A 21,967-nucleotide genomic window follows, 5' to 3' on the forward strand; every position below is an offset into this window, starting at 1 on the left:
TTACCTTAAAAATTTATCAATTACATAAACAATTTGTACCAAAGTAATGTACGATACGCTTACCAACATCAACTGTTTTGCAGCCTTCTCTGTCATTAATTTAAATAACCGTACTGCATAAAAAATCATCCAAAGTCCTAGTCCAAAAACCAATATTGCCGAAATAACAGACAGTTGTAACTTACCAGTAAAACCAAATACGGGAACTATGGAAATTAGCACCGTCCAAATACTATACATTATCGTCTGTACAGCTGTACCTTTATCTTGTTTTCCTGTTGGTAACATAAAAAAGCCTCCTCTTTTATAATCGTCATACAAAAACCAACCTATAGCCCAAAAATGAGGGAATTGCCAAAAAAATTGTAAAGCAAATAAAGTACCTGGTTCTATACCAAAATCGTCTGTAGCAGCCACCCATCCTAGCATAAATGGTATAGCGCCTGGTATAGCGCCAACAAAAACAGCTAAAGGTGTTTTAGTTTTTAAAGGGGTGTATGCACAGGTATATAAAAAAATAGAAATAGCACCAAACATAGCCGTTTGCTTGTTAATACTATATAAAATGATAATACCTAAAAGTGTGAATACCGATGAAATAATAAACGCTGTAGATACACTCATGCGTCCTGCAGGAATAGGTCTATTTTTCGTTCTATGCATTAAAGCATCTAGGTCCTTCTCAATAATTTGATTAAACCCGTTTGAAGCGCCTACCATAAAATAACCACCCAAAGCGAGTAAGATTAGTATTTTAAAATCGACTACATCTACGCCAAGTAAATAACCGGCTAGTGAAGAGAAAACAACACTAATAGACAAGCGCATTTTTGTAATTTCTTTAAAATCCGAAATTACCGAAGGCGCTGCTAATGAAGTTTTTGAGTTGCTCAATACTATAGTGCTTATTTGCGAGTGCAAAGATACGCCTTAAAACTAATTTGAGCAATGCTACTTTAACTTTTAATATCTTTAACACAGCTAGTAACTAAATTAAAAAGCTATGAAATTCTTTAAATCATTTATTCTTCTATTTTTCTTTGTAATCAGTCTTTCAAATTATGCGCAAGGGCGTTTTGATAAAGTCACTATTAAAACCACAAAACTTACAGAAAACACATATATGCTTGTAGGAGCTGGTGGTAATATTGGGGTTTCCATTGGAGAGGACGGTGTATTAATTATTGATAATCAATTTGCGCCATTAACTCAAAAAATTATAGATGCCATAAAACAACTAAGCGATAAACCTATAAAAATAGTAATGAATACACACCACCACGGAGATCATACAGGAGGTAACGAAAATTTTGGAAATTTAGGTGCCACCATTATGGCACACGATAATGTAAAAAAACGATTAAAAGCAAAAAGTCCTGAAGTAGCTTTACCTGTTATTACGTTTAGCGATAAACTAACTGTACAAATTAATGGTGAAGACGTACTTGTAATACACGTTGATAATGCGCATACTGATGGCGATGCTATGTTATATTTTACTAAAAGCAATGTATTGCATACTGGTGATACTTATTTTAACGGACGCTATCCTTACATGGATTTAAAATCTGGTGGAAGTGTGGAAGGTTACATAAATGCTGTAAAAACAGGATTAATGTTAATTGATGATAACACTAAAATTATTCCTGGCCACGGTGCTTTATCAAATAAAGCAGAATACGAAACATTTTTAAACATGTTAGAATCTATTAAAACTAATGTTTTAACTGAAATTAATGCGGGGAAAACTGAAGATGATATAGTTGCAAACACAGCAATTACAAAAACCTATGACGATTTGGATTATGGCTGCTGTTTTATTTCTTCTGAAAAAATAAAGCGAACGTTTTATCAGAGTTTGAGAGAAGAGGAATAGATAAAAAAATTTAGAGTGTTCCATAGCTTATGTAACACCCTAAATTTATCAATACAATAAAATTATTCAACAACTAATAATTTAGTAACTGTTTGTCCACTATAATCAAGTTTTGCCACATGTGTACCCGATGGACAAGAAGGTAAAATTAACATATCGTGAGTACTATCAGTAAGTAAAAATGAGGTGCTGTAATAACTCGCACCTGTAACTGTATTCAGTATTTCAAAAGTACAGCTATAAACTGGTAATGGTTGACCTGTTGGTGTTGATTCATTTCTAAATATATTTACAATAAGCCCAAAATCAAAAGCAGTGTATGGGTTTGGAGATATGCTAAAATCTAATGGAGGTTCGCTACCATTTGGAGGTGTATTACTACCTGTACCTTCTTTAACATAAACATTTGTATTTGTATCACAACCACATTCATTAACAGCTGTTACTTCAACCTGTAAATAACCTTCATTATTTGATGGAATAGAAATTGCAGGACTACTACTTAATGGAATAGAATTAGGTTCAGAAGACATAAAACTATAACCAATTAAAGGAACAATGCCATCAACAGAGTTTGGAGCAGTTATATTAGGAAATATTAAACAACTACTATAAGGATCAAATCCTGTATATTTCCATTGTAATTGTGTGGGAGTATCAATAGTTGTTATATTAATAATATCTCCACTTTCAATTAAAAAAGGAGATTCATCTGGCAATGTAGTACCTGATAAAATAGCATCTCTTAGTCCAGTATTATCGAAACTAATTATTGGTTTTGCGCTTAAAAAAATGTTTTTTACAACTGTTGTTGTTTGATTTGAGCATGCAGTACCACTATTTATAAAAACTTCCAACGTTATCATTCCGGTAGTTTCTGGATTTAATTTAGTAACAATAACAGAATTATCGTTTGACGATAAACTAACTAGATGCTGCCCTGACGTTACAGTCCAAAACAGACTATAATTTCCACTATTTAAAGTATAAGTTCCTGATGTACAAATTGAATCAGGACCTTGAATTATCGACGTATTCGTAGAACAAAATACAGAACAATCAAAAACCTCTTCATTATTAACAATAGTATCCAATTCTGTGGCTAACCAATCACCATTTCTAAAATTAAAAGAGATATGCTCTTCGTTATCACTGTTATTGTTAAGATAAGCAGTAATAAAATTATGAAAAGGAATTGAAAGATTACCTGTTGGTGGATTGGCAGCACCATAAGTTTTAAAGTAATCACTATCGCTCAAGGTGGTTGTACCTCCTCCAACATCTAAAGCACTTGGTACAGGTATAAAACCAAAGGTTTGCTCTACATTAAAATCCATATTTGCAGACCCTACTAGTACATTTAACAGATCTGCCTGAAACTGCGTAAAAGTACCATCATCATCATTAAAAAAATCAATATTATTAACCTGATCAAATAATTCATATCTACCACCTGCGTATTTATCATAAGATAAATTTACAGGGTTATCATACGAGCGATCAGTTATATTCACAGTTATATTTAAAAACCAAAACAGCTTTTTTGTATAAGATACTTTACCTTTATATACGTTAGCATTAGTATTTGCTATAGGTAAGGCTTTGGCGTTAAAATCCAAATCAAATTGACTACTTCCTGGTAAAACTCCTAGAACTAATCCAGGTTCGTCAAAAATAATGGCTAATGCAATATCATCTGCTATACCTAAAAACGAACCTAACAAATCTGCCAAAACACCTGTTCTTGCCTTACCATTCATTCTAAACAAAGACGCATTATAATCATAATCTTGTGTATTGGCACAGTGGCTACCATTACTAATAGCAATGTTTCTAGTTTGGGTAGGATAACCTATAGATTGTAAATCTGTTTGAAAAGCCTCGAAAGCTGAATTGTCTAGGCCAAAACTTGGTGTAATATATTCTGCCAATAATTGTTGTGTACCAGGTTCGTTAAAAAGCGAGTTGATTTCTTCAATGGATGCCTCACTGTCGTTACCCACCTCAAAGGAAAAATCACCTAAAGGTGTTTTAACAAACTGGTCGGCAAGATGGCGTGCGAAATATTGTATACCAATTGGTATATTCGCCCCTTGGTGGGGTGCATCGTGGCTAATGTAGAGCTTGGTGTCATGGTCTAGGTTGGGGTCATCTTCCATATCTGCGAGGGCATACCTTGCTATCACACCGCCCATACTTTGCCCAAGCACTACGTTTTGGTCCGCATTAGGTGCTTTTTCTTGGTTCACCCAATTGATGACTTCTTCCAAAACAAAAGCATTAAGCTGTAAATGCGCTCTTGGGTTGTCCCAGTTCACATAGATGATGTCGTAGTTTTGGTCGCCGTAAACAAATTCTGTTTGATTGGTTAATAAATTTCGTAAATCTGCACTTCTTGATTGCTCTAAATCTTCTATAAATTCTTCGATATTATTTTCTCCAAATTCGTTTTCTTGACCTAAAAGACCCGACTCAAATCCCTCTGCAACTATGAGAGGGCGAGTGATTATACCATCATTACCAGCGTCATCTATTTGCAAGACTACTGAACCGAACTCACCTAAGTGAGATTTTGTAGCTGTAATATTTTCTGTGAATATCATTCCTTGCCCATAAAATTTTACTGAGCATAGAATAATAGTTGCAAGTATTATATAGTTTTTCATGTGTTTTTAATTTGTAAAAGTAAGGTCAAAACGACCATTTGTGATTGATATAATCTGACCAGTAGTTATCTCTTTCGCTTCAAATTGAAAAGTACCTGACATAATATTATTGGTGTCATCAAATCGTATAAACGTAATAAATCCAGTATTATCTTGGTCTGTCTCAAATTGTCCAAATAATTGAGGTGTATTTGTAGTGAAAGTGCCACTGCTACCATTGTAATCATCCTCTAAAAAATCACTTATGTTTATAATATAAGTTTCTCCCTCAACTATTTCTATGTTACTTATTGCTATCTGACCTCGTTTTGAATTATTTGTTGTCCCTTGTTCCCAATTAATCGCTAAAACAGATTCACCATTTACAAACTGATAAAAATTATTCATTAAACCGCTATCGGTAAAAGGTTCGCCATTTACTAGGCAACCTATGGTGTTTTCACCTGTGGTGGTCATTGGTGGTAATTGGCTTAATGGATTTTGTGTGTTGTTATCGTCATCGCTTTTGCAGGCTATAAGTGCGAATGCAATCATTAGATAAGTTATGTATGTTTTCATGATTTTTTAATGTTGGTTTTTGTAACTGCTCCAAGTAGCTGTTGGTGCCGTTTTTTCAATTATTATTCTACTACGGCTATACAATACTTGCCCATTGTTAAGGGTTAATTTATAGGTCCAATCATAAATACCCTCATCCACATATTGTAATTGATAATTTGTACCAAACGGCATGGTAACGTAGCCATTACCATTACCAAAATCTATAGCAACGCTTTGCACCGCACTACTTTGGTTAGTGAACCACAAGCTTTGTGGTAATTTTACAGTTACAGCCAATCCTTTAAACCTTGTAATTGGTGAAGCTACTGCAAATACCTGTTTTACTTCGTATGGGTTTTGCCAAACGCCATTAGTATATTTGTCATACAACTTATTGTTACTTACGGTAATATAATTAGGATACGCGTTGGATTTAAACTGACTGTATTTGTAGTACAAACCAGAAAGTACAATGGTGTTTTCCGTTCTTAAATTATTCCAATTTTGATCAAATACCTTAGGGTTAATTAAACTGGTTACTGTGGGTTTTACCCTAGCCATAACTAAGGTATTGTAAATAGATTTTAATTTGCCACGGCTTACATAATTAGTGTCGTTTAGTGTACCATTATACATAGTTACATCTGTAAACTCCATAGCATAGTCTTTTAGCAAGCTATGTGGCACGCGATTTTTATCAACGCCAGCAAAGGCTTGATTGATTTTTGTTGCCCACTCTGTGTTGATAGTTTGTGCATTTGTATTAAAGCTTATGCAGAGTACCCATAAGATAATACATTTTAATTTAAGCGAAATAAATTTCATAAATTTGTAATATAAAGGTTAGACATTATTTTTAGTGTTTAATTTAATGACCTGCTATGTTGGCGCATAGCAGGTCTATTTATTGCGTGTATTGCATATCGAAACGCCCTTCTCGTATTTCAACTATTTCTCCAGTAACAGGGTGTTCAACATCAAACCAAAATATACCTGATACTATCTGGTTTTCCGTGTCAAGCTTAGTGATTATTAGTTCTCCAGAATTATTTGCAGAAGTAAAATTAGATAAAGCACCAAAGAAGAACCTACCAGTTGCATTTCCATCCTCATTTTCTTTTAATTCATATAGAAAATCTTCTATTAACTCTCTATTTAATACTCCAATAGATATTCTTCTCAAAATATTCTGATTATCCCTTCTATTTCCTTGAACTGAAAAATAATACCCTCCATTAACAAATTGATAAACACAATCTAAAGGATTATTACCGCCACTAGGTATAAACGCCTCTCCATTCAAAAGGCAGCCAAAGGTATTTTTACCTGTTTGTGTCGGTGGAGGGAGTTGGTCGATGGGGTTAGCAGTAGTATCATCATCATTTTTGCAACTTGTAGCACTTAGCATACATACAACTAATACTACTGTTGTAATTCGTTTTATGTTTGTCATAGTTATTGGGCATTACGAATTTAATTTAAATGTAAGAAAAAAAAACAGAACATTGTATACGTACTTCTACCTACATTTGTGCAATAAGGTGAATTTAACGTTTAGTTAATACAAGAAAACCGTAATGCTTATTTTTAAAAAAGACGCTATAATTAATTCAGTATGACAATGATGTATGCCTTAATAGAAAGATTCCTGTTTTCACAGGAATGCATTAATTATCAAAATACCAATTAAACAAGTCAGTTCTTACACCAAAGTTCAACCAAACCGTATTGTTTTTAAAAACCTCGGTTGTAGTAATATCTGGGTTAAAATTTCTAACGGTTATATCTGTAAATAGTTTAAGATTAGATGCTGGATTAATTAGATATCCTGCTTGTAAATTACCGTAAAAGGTTTTTGTTGTTATGCCTTGCCCTACTGTAACACCAGTATCAAAAGGTCTATCCTGCTCATTTCTGTAAATATCGCCACCATAACTAAAGTTATCTGTACCATCATTAACATCAAAACCTCTAGTTCCAAAAATAAATCGTGCATCACCAAACCATCGGTTATAACGGTAACGTCCAATTAAAATTAACTCACTAAAATTAGCTCCCCATAAATGTGCTACAGGTTGGTTGTTATGCGCATAGTTTAACACAATACTGTTATGCGAGTAGGTATATGGTCTCACCCGATTATATTCTAGCTGCAACATTAAATTATCTACTTTAAAAGCATTAAAGTATTTAACACCTAATTGGTAGCCATACTTATTTTTCCAACTCTTTTGGCCTCCTCTAATATCTCCTAAAGAAAATTCATCTAAAATAAATTGACCGTAAGCGTTTATGTTATCTGTAAATTTATATTTAGCAGATGCCCCTAATAACGCATTTCCAGCATCCTGTCCTGTTTGAAATTCTATAGCGCGGTAAAACACTATTGGGTTAAGATAGTTTACATCAAAACCCCTATTGTTACTGTTTTGCCAAAGTACAGATTCGAACAGACCAATATTAAGACGTTTAGACACATTCCAACTCAAATAATGATTAGCTATGTATTTGGTTAAAAACGCACCATCTTCTTGTACTTCTCCGCGCACATCGCGCATCCACATAAAGGTATTGGTATATTTAATTTTCCAAAAATTAGTATTTAGTTTTAAAAAGGGATGCGGACTTGTAACATCACTTAACAACAAGGAACGATACCCGTCTCCAATAAAGTTTTTACCATGACCAAATTGTACATTTAAAAATTTAGCTGGTGAATATGACAAATAAGCTTCTGCTACTGGGTAATCATAACCGTCGGTTTTAAAACGTTTTGAAACGCCTCTACTAGGAACTATAGGTTCTGAGCCTGATGCTCTAATACTTTCAATATATCTGTTTACGTAATCTGCAAACCGTCCTTGACTTTCAAATACGCTTGTGTAAAAGTTAAACTTTTTTCCTAAGCCACCTTGTACTAAAACACCTCTGGTATTATTGTAAGTACTACCACCTTCGGCATCTGAACCTAATTGTAAATCGAAAATAGGATCTATAGTAAACCAATAATCATCACTCTGTATTTCTACTAAATGTGAGTTCCATAATTTTTCTCCTGTCCAATTTTTTGTGGGTTTAGTTAAAGCGTCTCTTTCAGCCTCAAAATCATGATATTTAGAAACATCTTGATATAAAAAAGGTTTAGAAGCTGTATGACTGTTTGTACCAATAACATTCATAGCTCTATCGAATCTAGCATAATCACTATGCGTAAATTGAATATTTAACTGGCTTGACAACGCTTTGCTTGTGTATGCCGTTAAAGATTTAGTTACACTATCAAACTCTCTCTTAGCAGTAACTTCTTGTTGTGTAATCGCATTGTTTTTAGCTAAATCTTTTGAAGCATTAAAAGTATTATCTGTTAAAGGGATTTTAATTGGAATAGAATATTGCTTAAATGTTTTTCTGCCGCTATACGTGGCTGGTTTTATCTTAGGAAACAATTTAAAAACACGTTTAGTTTCGGTTTTAAGCTCTTGATTTATAGCATCAACGTACATAACGCGAAAGGCTCCTGTGGTATCTACTTCAAAAAGCACCACCACTTCTCCTCTATAATTAGTATCACTAAGCGCTTTAGGTACTTTAAAATTTCTGTTTACAGTATTAAATACGTTTTTATCAAAACACGTTTGAAGTGCAGTAATATTTGTATTCTCGCAATTGGGGAAAACGGGAGGTTTTTCGAAAGTATTACTGTCTTGAGAGAAGACTGAATATTGAATTAACAACAGAAAAAGGGCGGCAAATTGTTTCATATATGAGTATGATTACATTTTGGTTTGAAAGATACTATATTTTATTAAGATAGATTTTTTAGAGGCTTATCAATAAAAAAGCCGTTATCCAATCAGGATAACGGCTTGCTGCATGCTAAATTGTATGTATTATTGTGCTTTAAATATAATTGGCAATGTATACCGAACTCCTACTGCTTTATCGCGTTGCATTCCGGGTTGCATTTTAGGTATTTTATTTACAACACGTTTTGCTTCTTCTCCTAACTTTACATGTGTTGCTTGCGATTTAATATCTGTGACTTTTCCTGTATTATCAATTAAAAACTCAACATATATACTTTGCTTTCCTGATAGTCCATATTGAGATGCAATATAACTACCGTTAAATTTTTTTTGAACTAACCGCGTAATTTTATCAGACATGCATTTTTTACGTGCTTTATTACCCACTTTCTTTTCACAACCTGGATAAACAGGAACGTTTTCGATTAAAGCGAAGGGCACTGGTTTTAAATCATCCTCAATAGCTGGAACGTCAACTGAGTCTGAATTAAAAGGCTCATCAGGTATAAAGCTATCAGGAGTATCAACTAACGTCTCAATTACAGGATCTGTATCTTTCTTTATATCTACGTTATTTATAAAAAGTACTTTTTTTTGTTTTGCTTTTGGCACTACCTCGGCTTTTGGTTCTTCATAAACCTTAAAATTGGGAGCTTCCATTACAAAGGTATCGTCCGGATCAAATGTATTTTGAGATAATTGCGGAATGGTAGTCTCAAATTGCATTTCTAAAAGGCCTAATGCCGCTAAAAGACAAACTATTAAACCTACCTGAAAATAAAGGGTAGAGTTTTTTTGTAAATTTGCATCATGCTTGTGTGATTGTTTCACGTTACTAGCGTTTTGCTGAACGCTGTCGTGAGATTGTTTTGAATTTTTCATGTGTTGTGATTTTTAAAACTACAATCCAATAAAGTTCACAAGATTACTTGCTGTTTCACATGCAAAAAAACAGTGATTGATTCTTGATTATTTCATTATCATAGTTGTAATGTTAATATTATGATAAAATCACAATAAGTATACCAAAAAAGAAATCCCGCAACATGAATATGTAACGGGATTTTGTCTTTTTACTATTGTATCAAAAATTACATCTAAAATAAATTTATAAAAGCAGTTAACTTGTTATTAAAAACAAAACCCCAAGGCTAGCCTTGGGGTTTTAATATTTAAATAATTTATATTTAATCTTAATCTTGTACTTGAAAAACTATTGGTAAAGAATACGGAACTGTTACTGGCTTACCACGCTGTCTACCTGGTTTCATTTTAGGCAATAAGTTAATAACTCTTGCTGCTTCTTTTTCTAGTCCTGGGTGTGGTGCTCTAGAACGCACACCTGTAATATTACCTGTTTTATCAATTTTAAAAATAACGTTTATACGTTGTCTTCCTGATAATCCTAAATCTGATGCTAACTCTGTATTAAACTTACGCTGTACAAATTTTTGAATTTTAGCAGACATACATGCTTTTTTCTTAGCATTGCTTCCTTTTTCACATCCTGGAAACACAGGTACGTTTTCAATTACGGCGAAAGGTACTTCTATATCTTCTTCTACAGCATCAACTACGATTTCTTCTACCTCTACAATTTCTGTTTCTTGATCTACTTCTGTAGATTCTATTACAGTTTCTTCAACTTCTTCTTCATCCTCAACAATCTCAATAACTTCTGGTGCTGCTGGTGGCGGTGGTGGCGGTGGCGGCGTTACTATTTGTTGTGTTAATGGAATTTCCTCTTCTATTTCCTCTTCTAAATTTAATTGTCCTATATCAATATCAGACTTATCATAAGTTTTATAATTAATAGCTGAATATGCTAAAAATAACATAAGCGCTAAACCAATAGCAAAATACAGAGAACTGTTTCTGCCAACATTTGCTTGAGGATTTTTTTTAGATTCCATAATTTATTGTTTTTTCAAGATTGCTAAAATAACTACTTATTTGGTAAAAAAACAAGTGTTTACTTATTTTTAACTTGTATTTTTGATGTAATCCACAATAGACTCCCCATAAGTAATGCGCCTAAACTATTTGCTACAGCATCGAAAACATCTGATGATCTGTGTGTGGTAACTGTTCCTTGTAACACTTCAATAATTATACCAAATAGTATAGATAGCAATGCAGCATTAAATATTGATTTTTTTTTAGAATATTCTTTTTTAAAACTAAATACAATATACCATAGTAAACAGAGTAGACTATACGCTATAAAATGGAAAATTTTATCGCTGTGTTTAATTTCTACATCAGGCAATTTACCACTTAAATTAATTAAACTAACTGTTGCTAAAGCTATACTATATAAAGTAGCAAAAAAAACTGCTATGTTTTTAAGCACCAATAAGCACTTTATAGGCTTCATCTGATAACAATCTTTCTATTTGTGAAGCATCAGTATATTTTATTTTTATCATCCAACCTGCGCCATAAGGATCAGAGTTCACGCTTTCAGGATCATCCTCTAAACCTTCATTAAATTCAACTATTTCTCCTGATAATGGTAAAAATAAATCTGATACGGTTTTAACAGCTTCTACGGTTCCAAAAATTTCATCGGCGTCTAAAGTTTCGTCTACTGTTTCTACTTCAACATAAACAATATCCCCCAATTCACTTTGAGCAAAATCTGTAATTCCTACAACGGCTAAATCACCTTCAATTCTTATCCACTCGTGGTCTTTAGTATATTTTAATTCTGATGGAATATTCATTCTATAACATTTAATGGTTGTTATTACAAATGTATCTATTAGAAGTTACATATCAAATAGATATTTGTTAAATAGAGCCTAAATAAGAATAGTTACCAATATAAATATTTTATAAAAACTCACCTTTAGAAAGCGAGAAATTTTAGTTACCGAAATTATATCGTAGCGTAAAACCAGAACGAATTGTTGTTTGAGGAAATGCTGTAGAGATAGCATAATCTGCAAAAGCATAATCAAAATAGAAAATTGCTGTTAAATTTCTACTAAATGCATAATCTGCGGAGTATTTAAGCCCCCAAATAGTTTGACCAGACGTGACTTGGTTATTCTCTAAATCTAGGTATCTAACTATGGTTTTATTATCCCTTACAGAGATATCTGCCTTCATATTTAAATCGCTTACAATACGCTTTTTTGGGCCTGCTAATTTAGATTTAATACGCACATCTTTAATACGATACCCTAAGCCTAAAGCGTATTCGTTACCAAGTACTTCAGTTAGTAAATTATTATCAAAACTTAAGGAAAGTAATCTGTCTTTTCTAACCTCTGCTAGTATTTTCATGGAGTTTTTCATTTCCATATCTATTCTTACTAACGGACTAAACATTTCGGTTAAATTGATATTACTGAACAAGCGTTCGTTTTTAAAATTATCAGATTGATCTTTAGTTTCTGGATCTTGACTATCAAAATCTAAATTAAAATCTGGTGCTGTAAAATCTAGATTAGTTTGAAACTGATTGATATTGTAATTAGAACGATAGCCATGGGTTATAGAAAAACGTCTAAACGTCTTTTTAAACCATTTAAATTTCATGAATCCTGTATACTTTATATCCCAGTTAGGTATAGGTACGCTTCTAAAAGCGCCGAGTTTTACACTATTTGCATCTTGACCGCTGTAAGCTGCTAAAAATGCTGGTAATAATACGGCTTGATTATTTTTTCCGAAACCTCTAGGGAAGCCATCGGCATCTACATCATTAACATCGGCACCTCTAGATGCTGCTATACGTCTTGCAATAGTAAGGCGGTTTGCACTAAAATCATTAAACGCATCAGAGGTTGTTTCGTCACTTCTTCCAAAGGCTGTTTTTATAATTACAGTAGAAATATTAAAGTTTCCGAAGGTGTTTGGGGTTAAAGATTCATAAGCTAAAGTTGCAGGATTTACTCTAAAGTTTTCTGCAAAATTCTCAAAATACGTTTTATTTCCTGTAAGATCAATTTTGAAATCTCGTACAGGTTCTAAACTCGCCGAAATATCTAACTGCTCACTGTGTGTTTGGGCGAATTGTTGGTTAAATTCTTGAAATGTGGTTAACCATCCTCTTCTGGCAGCTTCTTGTCTTACATCGGCTTGCGAACCAAATGTAAATCCAAACGATGGTTTTAAAGTCCCAACAAAACCAGGTGTTCTCGTATAGCCTGGTAAAAACGTGCCATTATTTTCAGAATAATTAATTTGAATACGTTTTACACTCGTAATAATGTCTATACCTGCATTTAAAATTTTAGTACCTGACTTATTTTTACTTTTTAGTTTTTTAACATCTTTAGTTTTTGCTCCTGGAGGGCCACCAGCAGTTCTTGTTCTTGTTCGTACTGTTCTGGTAGGTTTCTTTTCTAAACCAATGTATTTGTATAAGCGTCTCATATCTAAACTTGTATTTAGATTGTGAACATTTGAATTTTGCACAGTATGCACATCTTGCCCAAAAGTTTGCCCAAATAAGTCTGATCCTTTTTGCCATTGAAAATCACCATTATATTGATAAGTGGCATCAATAAAGCTGAAGGTTGGTATTTTATTTAAAGGCAGTTGGTAGGTTACCCCTAAACTTTGGGTTTGCCTGTTAGGATCGCCAATATCTAAAAACCCATCCCATACGTCTAAACGTTGGTCTTGCTCGCCTGCAATAAAATCGTCATTTAAAAAGTAGTTTCTAACTATATTATTATTTGCTGCGGTAAAGTTTAATTGTAGCGCTTTTGTAATATTATAATTTATAGTATACTGAAAATCAAATGTATAATTTCTTCGGAATAACTCCTCTATTCCAATATTATTACCCGCTAAATCGATTTCTCTAAATTTTTGACGGTTAAATTGTCTATTAATATCTGTATTCACTGCAAAACTTGTAGGTAATAGGTTAACGTTAAATTCTTTTAAGAATTTCCAATATTTACCTGTGAACAAAGAATCGTTTTTCTTAAAAGGCTCAACTGTGATTGGATTAAAGTTAAAGGCATAATTAGCACCTGTTCTCACTGTTTTATTTACTGAGTTTTCAATTTCAAAATCACGATGTTCTACTTTATTAAATGAATGGTTGAATGTGAAATTTTCAATATCATAAAAACGAGGTGTTTTATCAGTAGTTCTATTTTTTCTAACACCAATAAAGTTGATACTTTGTCGTCTTGTATAATCTTCAGATTGTTCTTTTACACGATCTTTATTTTGTTGCGTATCTTCTGCATCAACACGATCCTGTAGTTTTAAATCTTTATAAAACTGATCAAACTTAGGCGTAATTAGCTCTTCGCTTATGGCATAGTTAAAAGGCACTTGTACACCCCATTTTTTAGGCAATAATTGCCCTACGTTTACATTGGTTACAACATCATATTGTTGTACATCTTCTAAGGCGCGTTCGCTCGGACCTTGTTCTAAACCACCAAAACCAGAAGTACTTTGCCTACCTGTTGCACTAATATTAGCAAAATCTGCAATATTTGTATCCATGCTTACTACTGCTGCCCAACCACCTTCATTGTCTAAATCTGATAGTCGTAATTCGTTAAACCATACATTGGCACAAGCATTACTTGCAGTGGCGTTTTTTACACCCACCATCAAGGTTCTTACATCACCAAAATTTGGATTTCCTTTTATAGCTACACGTTGTTGCCCAATAACATAACCAGCTAGTGGATTGATTAAAGGGTCTCCAATCTCATCATTAATTACATCATAAAAAGTAGGCTCGCCACTATTTATTGTACCATTAGCAATACTTTCCGATTTTATTTTACCTAAAACATCAAGTGATAAATTTATTTCATTTGCTAGTGGCCATACCTCATCACGCCTTAGAGATCCAATTTGAGATTTTACTAACGGTACTTCTATTTGGTAATAGTTGTCATTTAAATCGTTACCAATTCTAATAAATCCAACCAAGCGTTCATCTTCATCATCAGTAAATCCATTGCCATCATCTTGAGCATGTAAAAACATTCTTAAGCGCTTATATTGGCGCATATCAATATTAATGTTTTTAAATACAGCTCTAGAATCATCACTTTCTAATTCACATACATTAACAACTAATGATTGTTCGTTTTGTCTAACTACTGTGTTATTATTGAATAGCTGCTCTGGTTCAATACCTGGAGGTCTTACATAAGAGCCTTCATTTTCAATCGTACCAACAATACCTACCGAAAAATCGGTACCATCATCAGACGGATCATCATCATCAAAAGCTAACGTTTGGTTATATCGTCTCCAATCACTTCTTACTAAATCTAAAGTTCCAAAACGGAATACTGTATTTTGGTTAAAGTCTTTTAAATATGTTCTCACAAAACGTACGGATCTAAAATCTGTAATACCCCCTACCGCTCTAGTACTTTGTGTTACTGGAATTCTAAACAAATACCATTTTGGGAATACAACGTCGCCGTTTTCTAGTAATCTCCTATTATCTTCACTTTCTGCTTCTACATTTTTAGTATCCACAATAAATTCATTATTAAGATTTAATGTAGCAGGGGTAATATCTAATTCGTATTCAAAATAACTATCAATGGTATTCATTGTGTTATCTCTATTAATATCTTCTACGTCTGGTTGTGGATTATTAGCGCGTTGGGTATCTGTAAAAACATCTGGCGTATTACCTTCTACACCGTTGAATTTTTTATAACGCTCAAAAATACCACCTTCGGTATCTAAGAAAAATGTATAGTTATCGTTGGAGGGATCTTGTAAGTTTGCGAAATCATCATCAATATCATTATTTTGTCTTACAAAATCTATCTCATTTTGATCACTATATCCATCATAACCTACATCTTGATTAGTGCGTTCTTCTCCTGTAGTATCAAAAGCATATACTAAAGATTGATTTAATGGAACAACTGTACCCCAAGCCGTTGGATTTTCTTTTAGAATTGTAACATCTCCATCAACTGGCAATCCATTTTCATACAACTTTCTACCATCTTTTATAATATCTTCAGAGATATTACCAAGATTAAACACTAATTTACCTCCTGGATTTGATGGGTTTTCCTGAAATGGATCTTGTAACCAAAACTCAATATATTCAACGTTTGCTTGTTCTAAATCGGTTGTTGCTAACTGGCGTGTAATACCTGCCCAACTATTTTGTGAATCAACTAGTTCTCCATTTTCACTTCCTGGTTGAAAATTATAAGGCCCTCTTTCATTTGGGTAATACGCTAAATCTAAAGTAAATAATATAGAGTTTTGTCCTTGTACTAAATCTTGCTCTGGAAATAATTCGTTTATAAACACACGGCTAGTGTATAAACTTGATAAATCCTCATCTGTAACCCCATCTGGACGTCTTGCACTGTAAAAAATAGGATCAATAGTATACCAGTTTAAGTTTGCTCTACCATAACCATTGCTTATCCCGGGCATATCTTCAGGATCATCCATTCCATCGCCATTTAAGTCTTTTGGTCTACTAGATAAAAACCAAGATTGTTGCGCTTTTAAATCTATAGCGTTTTGTGTGCCTTCAAAATCATCAATATATGATGTTGCTTCACCATTTAAATCTGTACCATTTGGTGCGCCTGGAGCTAAATATGCAAATTCACCACGTAATGATAGGTTTGATGGTACATCGGTATCTATATTTGGTAATTTGTTTACCATTCTTGTTAGAAAAGGCACTTCGGATGAAAAATTAGTATTAAAACCAAAAATAGTATTATTGGTAGGCTCTGACCCAAAGTTTGCTTTTTGTGTAATTGGGCGTTCGTTAAGATTTAAAAGTGTACCACCAAGTACAAAATTATCATTAAACTTATGCTCTACATTAATACCAGTAAAGCGCCTTGTTTGTTGCCCAAACACTGCATTATTTTCTGTAGAAACATTTATTGGCGTATTAGAAGCCTTTAGGGCTTCATCTAAAATCTGTACGCGACCCAATTGATAATTTACGGTATAATCTACACCTTCTACCAAAAGACGCCCACCAGCAGTTACTCTTACAGAACCCCTAGGCACATTAAACGCACCTATTGGAATACCGTCGCCACCACCGCTAGAACTGTAACGCCCTTTTAATCTAAATTTGTTTTTTTCGGCTTCTTCTAAAGCAGCGATTTTTGTGCTTTTATAAAGAATATCGTAGACGTATTTTTCTTGATTTGGATTTGTAAAGGTTTCTTGACTGTACTCAAAATCATTATTGTTGGGGTTTCCATCATCATCTAAAACATCAAATAAGTAACGCCCAAAGGGTTCCACTTTTGTGAAAATAATTTTTCCGTTTTGGGGTTGTACTGTAATGCCTGGAACAAAATCGAAAAAACCGTCTCCATTACCTTGCGGATCGTTATTAAAGTTTAATTTATCTAGATTAAAAAGTCGAATTAAAGTAGTTTCTTCAATTTCTTTATCGTCTTGAGTATTAGCAGGCGTATGGTTGTCGAAGGCTGGAAATGTTGTGCCTTCAACCGGTGTTATAAAGTTTAAAGGCGACGCCTCATTATAAAAAATATTTAAAGTAAAATCATCTTGACTTAGGTTAAAAGCACCTGTATCATAAATATTTTTCATCATTAAATCCCAAATAGGTTGTTGCACGTTGGTAACACTACTTTTTAACATTTTAAGTACTAGTGCTTTATTGTTAACTTGTGTAACTTCGCCTTGGCCATTAGTACTTACCTCACTAGGATTGATACCATCATTAGCAAACTCACCAACTTGAAACACTTGTCCGCCAACAGTAAATTGATATGCAACTGCTAACACCTCATCGGCATTTAATCTCTGATTTAAAGAGATATACCCTAACTCTGCATTAAAAGTATATTCTTGTCCGTTTTGTAATTTTCTAGCATTTTCTATTTTACCAAAATCTGATCCTTCATCTACGTTATTTTGAATAGCTCCAAAACCTTGTTGCGCTGTAGCAATATCTCTTATAGCTTCTGTTAGAATAGACCCGCTTCCTATAGCCGTAGGATCTAAATTGTTGTTTTCGTTATCAGGAAAAGCTCCAGGAGCACTGGTAGAGGTAACAGCTGAAGAAAATAATTTATCACTTTCACCAAGATCTTGTAATGCCACAATATTCCTAACATTATCTGTTCTATTACTTCTGTTGGTAATATACACCTCTAATCGAGTAATTTGAAGCCCTCTATTATTCACAAACGGATAATTTCTTAAAGCTTCATCATAGGTGTCTCTAAAATATTGGGCTAAGAAAAAGTGTCTATTTTCGTCATAGTCTCTAATAAAAAAATCAAATTCTTCTAAGGTACCGCCACCTTGTGCTACCACTGTATTGCCTTGCGACTGCTGCTCAGAAAAAACACCTGTAATTGTAGTTTTACCAAATTGTAGTTGTGCTTTAACACCAAATAAACTCTGTGCACCCGTAATCAAAGAACTATTTAGTGGCATATTTACATTACCAACTTCAATTTTTTGGATTATATCGTCTTCAGTAGGTGTGTATTCTAATTTTATTATTTGTTGAAAATCAAACGTGGCTTGTGTATCGTAATTCGCATTTACTTGAAGACGTGTGCCTACTTTACCCAATAAACTCAAACTGATACGTTGGTCGAAATCAAAGGTAAAATTACTTCTGTTTCTAGGAGAAAAAGAAGGATTGTCTTGTCTAGAAAACAACACCCCTAAATCCATTTCTACAGAACCTTGTGGCACTACTTCTATAGTATTTCCTCCAAAAATAGTTTCAAAAAACCCTGAGTTTACATAAAATTCTGGTAATAAGTTTTTCTGCTCATCTTCAGCACCTTTCTTTTTACCATCAAAAGCATCTATTTTTTCTTTGTAATAACTCTTTAAATTTTCTTTGGCAATTAAATCTTTATACTCTTTAGGCGTTAATATTATTGGATAGTTAATATTAAATTCTCCTATTTTTTCAGTATAAATGTATCTATCGGTAATAGAGTCGTACGTGTATTTAGACTCAATACCATTAAGTTTTGGAATTTTAATATTACCTAAACTAAATCCTGTTTTGGTAGAATCTTGTGCAGGTTGTTGTGCCCATATGGATGTTGATACAAGTAAAAAAACACAAAAGACAAAAAACGTATTGACTTGTTTAGTATAGCTTTGGGTAGTTATGTTCAAAATCTATTATAAATTTTTTAAGGCTTGTTTAATGATGGTTTCAACGGTAGCATCTGGTTGCGATATCATAATTTTGTCTACAACACGTTCAGCCTGTTTTTTAACAAAACCAAGAACTTCTAAAGCAGATAACGCTTCATTTTTATTGGTATTGTCTTTAGAAACCGAAACTTCATCAATATCATAAATTTTAAGAATTTTATCTTTTAAATCTAATATAACGCGTTGTGCTGTTTTTGCACCAATACCTTTAATAGATTGTATTAGAGCTACATCACCAGAGGCAATACCTTCTCGTACTTGTTTTGGTGTTAATGAGGATAACATAGTTCTTGCTGTACTAGCACCAATACCACTTACCGAAAGTAATAACCTAAAAATTTCTCGTTCGGCTAAAGACGAAAAGCCAAAAAGCGTATGCGAATCTTCCTTTACTTGAAGATGTGTATATAGCTTTAAATGCTCTTTATCAGGTATTTGAGAAAATGTATGTAAGGAAATGTTTAACAAGTACCCTACGCCATTGCAATCTATTACAACGTCTGTAGGATTCTTTTCTATAAGCTTACCTTGGATATGTGTAATCATGTTTGTTTCCCTCTTAATCAGCCAAATGTAATAAAATTATTTACGTTTTAATGGTACTACATCTCTTTTTCCAATTCCCACATTTCCTTATTCTGTGCATCTATCACGGCTACAGCTGTCATATTTACAATTTCATCCACGCTTGCATCTAATTGTAATATATGAACTGGCTTTCGCATACCCATCATTATTGGACCAATTGAATCTGCTTCGTTAAGCTCCTTTAATAATTTATAGGTGATATTAGCTGAATCTAAATTTGGAAACACCAACCCATTTACTTTACGCCCTACTAGTTTAGAAAACGGAAATTGGTCTTTTAACATTTCGTCGTTTAATGCAAAATCGGTTTGCAATTCGCCATCAACTACCAAATCTGGGTAGTTACGATGTAACATCGCCACAGCTTCTCTTACTTTTGAAGCTCTTTCGTTTTCTGAAGACCCAAAGTTAGAATATGATATCATTGCGATTACTGGTTCGAAACCAAATGTTTTTATCACTTTAGATGTCATAACAGCAATCTTAGCTAAGTCTTTAGCTGAAGGATCTATATTTATAGAGGTATCACTCAAAAACATAGGCCCTCTTTTGGTCATCATTACATTGGTTGTCGCAATTCTAGTAGCGCCTTTTGCTAAACCTATTAGCTCTAACATTGGTTTTACTACAGAAGGATAATTACGAGAATACCCCGAAATCAACGCGTCTGCATCACCTTCATTCACCATCATAGCAGCAAAATAATTACGTTCTCGCATTAAGCGTTGTGCTGCATAAAGTGTTACACCTCTACGTTTTCTTTGTTCCCAATATACCTTGGCATATCTATTTTTACGCTCGTTTTCTTCCTCTGTCTTTGGATCAAGAATAGTGATATCAGCTTCAAAATCTATTTGCTTCATCAAATCTTCTATAGTTTCTCTTCTACCTAGTAATATTGGGACAGCAATACCTTCTTCATAAGCTATTTGAGCAGCTTTTAACACTGCTAATTGATCTGCCTCGGCATATACTACACGTTTAGGATTTAATTTTGCACGACTTAAAAGTAATCGCACTAATTTATTGTCAGAACCTAAACGTTCGCGTAATGTATCTTTATACTTATCCCAATCTGTAATTGGTTCTTTAGCAACACCACTTTCTATGGCTGCTTTTGCAACAGCTGGAGGTATTTCGGCAATTAAACGCGGATCAAAAGGTTTTGGAATAATATATTTTCTACCAAAGGCTAAACGTGTTTGTTCGTAAGCTACGTTAACCTGCTCTGGTACAGGCTCTTTTGCTAATTCAGCTAAAGCTTTAACTGCAGCAATTTTCATTGCTTCGTTAATTGCTGTTGCACGTACATCTAGTGCTCCTCTAAAAATAAAAGGAAATCCTAATACATTATTTACCTGATTAGGATGATCGCTTCTACCTGTAGCCATTATAATATCATCTCTTGTATCTACAGCTAATTGGTACTTTATCTCAGGATTTGGGTTTGCCATAGCAAAAACTATAGGGTCTTTTGCCATAACCTTAAGCATTGCTGGTGTTACAATATCTGCCATAGATAGCCCAATAAACACATCGGCATCTACCATGGCTTCGTCTAGCGTATCTATTTTTCTATGTGTGGCGAATTCTGCTTTTTGAGAGGTTAGATTCCCTCTATCATCACGAATTACCCCTTTACTATCTAACATCACCATGTTTTCGCGCTTAGCACCACAGGATTGGTACAATCGTGAGCATGAAATTGCGGCAGCACCTGCACCACTAATTACAATCTGTACATCTTCTATATTTTTCTCAGCAAGCTCTAATGCGTTTATTAAGGCTGCTGCCGAAATAATAGCAGTACCATGCTGGTCATCATGCATTACAGGTATATCAAGCTCTTCTTTTAAGCGTCTTTCTATCTCAAATGCTTCAGGCGCTTTAATATCTTCAAGATTAATACCGCCAAATGTTGGTGCTATATTTTTTACAGTTTTAATAAATTCATCAACATTTTCAGTATCGACTTCTATATCAAATACATCAATATCAGCAAAAATTTTAAAAAGCAAACCTTTTCCTTCCATTACAGGTTTTGAGGCCTCTGGACCAATATTACCCAAACCTAAAACTGCTGTACCGTTTGAAATAACAGCCACTAAATTTCCTTTAGCTGTATAACGATAGATGTTGTTTTTATCTTTTTCAATCTCTAAACAAGGTGCTGCTACACCTGGAGAATAAGCCAAAGACAAGTCTCTCTGGCTTGCGTATTTTTTTGTTGGTACAACTTCTATTTTTCCTGGGGTAGGTTTTGCGTGGTATATTAATGCTTCTCTTCGTTTACTTTCTTCGCTCATAATAATAGATGATTAACTAAA

The 21,967-nt window shown here is 33.7% G+C and carries 14 protein-coding genes; 1 reads left to right on the top strand and 13 read right to left on the bottom strand.

The features are described 5' to 3' along the window. On the bottom strand, positions 1–894 hold the full coding sequence (gene cyoE, locus ACKGJY_RS12990; RefSeq protein ID WP_413974332.1) for a heme o synthase: 894 nt from the start codon (positions 892–894) through the stop codon (positions 1–3). Between the two features lie 109 nt (positions 895–1,003). Between cyoE and ACKGJY_RS12995 the strand changes: the two genes are divergently transcribed. Next, on the top strand, positions 1,004–1,876 hold the full coding sequence (locus ACKGJY_RS12995; protein ID WP_413974333.1) for an MBL fold metallo-hydrolase: 873 nt from the start codon (positions 1,004–1,006) through the stop codon (positions 1,874–1,876). A 62-nt stretch (positions 1,877–1,938) separates the two neighbouring features. Here the strand turns inward: ACKGJY_RS12995 and ACKGJY_RS13000 are convergent, their stop codons facing one another. The 12 genes from ACKGJY_RS13000 to ACKGJY_RS13055 all read right to left on the bottom strand — a co-directional run bounded on the left by ACKGJY_RS13000 (position 1,939) and on the right by ACKGJY_RS13055 (position 21,946). After that, positions 1,939–4,542, bottom strand: coding sequence for a T9SS C-terminal target domain-containing protein (locus tag ACKGJY_RS13000; protein WP_413974334.1), 2,604 nt, complete (start codon positions 4,540–4,542; stop codon positions 1,939–1,941). Positions 4,543–4,548: 6 nt separating this feature from the next. After that, positions 4,549–5,100, bottom strand: a complete 552-nt coding sequence (locus ACKGJY_RS13005) for a hypothetical protein (RefSeq protein WP_413974335.1) — start codon at positions 5,098–5,100, stop codon at positions 4,549–4,551. A 6-nt stretch (positions 5,101–5,106) separates the two neighbouring features. Further along, positions 5,107–5,907: a hypothetical protein gene (locus ACKGJY_RS13010; protein ID WP_413974336.1), complete on the bottom strand. Its 801-nt coding sequence runs from the start codon at positions 5,905–5,907 to the stop codon at positions 5,107–5,109. 79 nt (positions 5,908–5,986) lie between these two features. Then, a complete protein-coding gene (locus tag ACKGJY_RS13015) occupies positions 5,987–6,535 on the bottom strand; it encodes a hypothetical protein (RefSeq protein ID WP_413974337.1) in 549 nt (182 codons plus the stop codon). Between the two features lie 214 nt (positions 6,536–6,749). Further along, entirely contained in the window at positions 6,750–8,843 is a 2,094-nt protein-coding gene (locus ACKGJY_RS13020) for a gliding motility protein RemB (RefSeq protein ID WP_413974338.1), read from the bottom strand. A gap of 129 nt (positions 8,844–8,972) precedes the next feature. Then, complete coding sequence (locus tag ACKGJY_RS13025) at positions 8,973–9,770, bottom strand: energy transducer TonB (protein ID WP_413974339.1); 798 nt, start codon at positions 9,768–9,770, stop codon at positions 8,973–8,975. Positions 9,771–10,081: 311 nt separating this feature from the next. Beyond that, complete coding sequence (locus tag ACKGJY_RS13030) at positions 10,082–10,801, bottom strand: energy transducer TonB (protein WP_413974340.1); 720 nt, start codon at positions 10,799–10,801, stop codon at positions 10,082–10,084. Positions 10,802–10,860: 59 nt separating this feature from the next. Continuing rightward, positions 10,861–11,265, bottom strand: a complete 405-nt coding sequence (locus ACKGJY_RS13035; protein WP_413974341.1) for a VanZ family protein — start codon at positions 11,263–11,265, stop codon at positions 10,861–10,863. Next, positions 11,234–11,614: a glycine cleavage system protein GcvH gene (gcvH, locus tag ACKGJY_RS13040; protein WP_413974342.1), complete on the bottom strand. Its 381-nt coding sequence runs from the start codon at positions 11,612–11,614 to the stop codon at positions 11,234–11,236. The genes ACKGJY_RS13035 and gcvH overlap by 32 nt, the downstream gene beginning before the upstream one ends. Before the next feature lie 142 nt (positions 11,615–11,756). Further along, positions 11,757–19,010 carry a cell surface protein SprA gene (gene sprA / locus ACKGJY_RS13045; protein ID WP_413974343.1) on the bottom strand — a complete coding sequence of 2,418 codons (7,254 nt, stop codon included), beginning with the start codon at positions 19,008–19,010 and terminating at the stop codon, positions 11,757–11,759. A 6-nt stretch (positions 19,011–19,016) separates the two neighbouring features. Further along, the gene (ruvA, locus tag ACKGJY_RS13050; protein WP_413974344.1) at positions 19,017–19,598 is read right to left on the bottom strand and encodes a Holliday junction branch migration protein RuvA; all 582 of its coding nucleotides are present in this window, start codon (positions 19,596–19,598) and stop codon (positions 19,017–19,019) included. Positions 19,599–19,654: 56 nt separating this feature from the next. Further along, positions 19,655–21,946, bottom strand: a complete 2,292-nt coding sequence (locus ACKGJY_RS13055) for an NADP-dependent malic enzyme (protein ID WP_413974345.1) — start codon at positions 21,944–21,946, stop codon at positions 19,655–19,657. Positions 21,947–21,967 lie beyond the last annotated feature (21 nt).

This window comes from Hyunsoonleella sp. 2307UL5-6, assembly GCF_047345485.1.
Lineage (GTDB): Bacteria > Bacteroidota > Bacteroidia > Flavobacteriales > Flavobacteriaceae > Jejuia.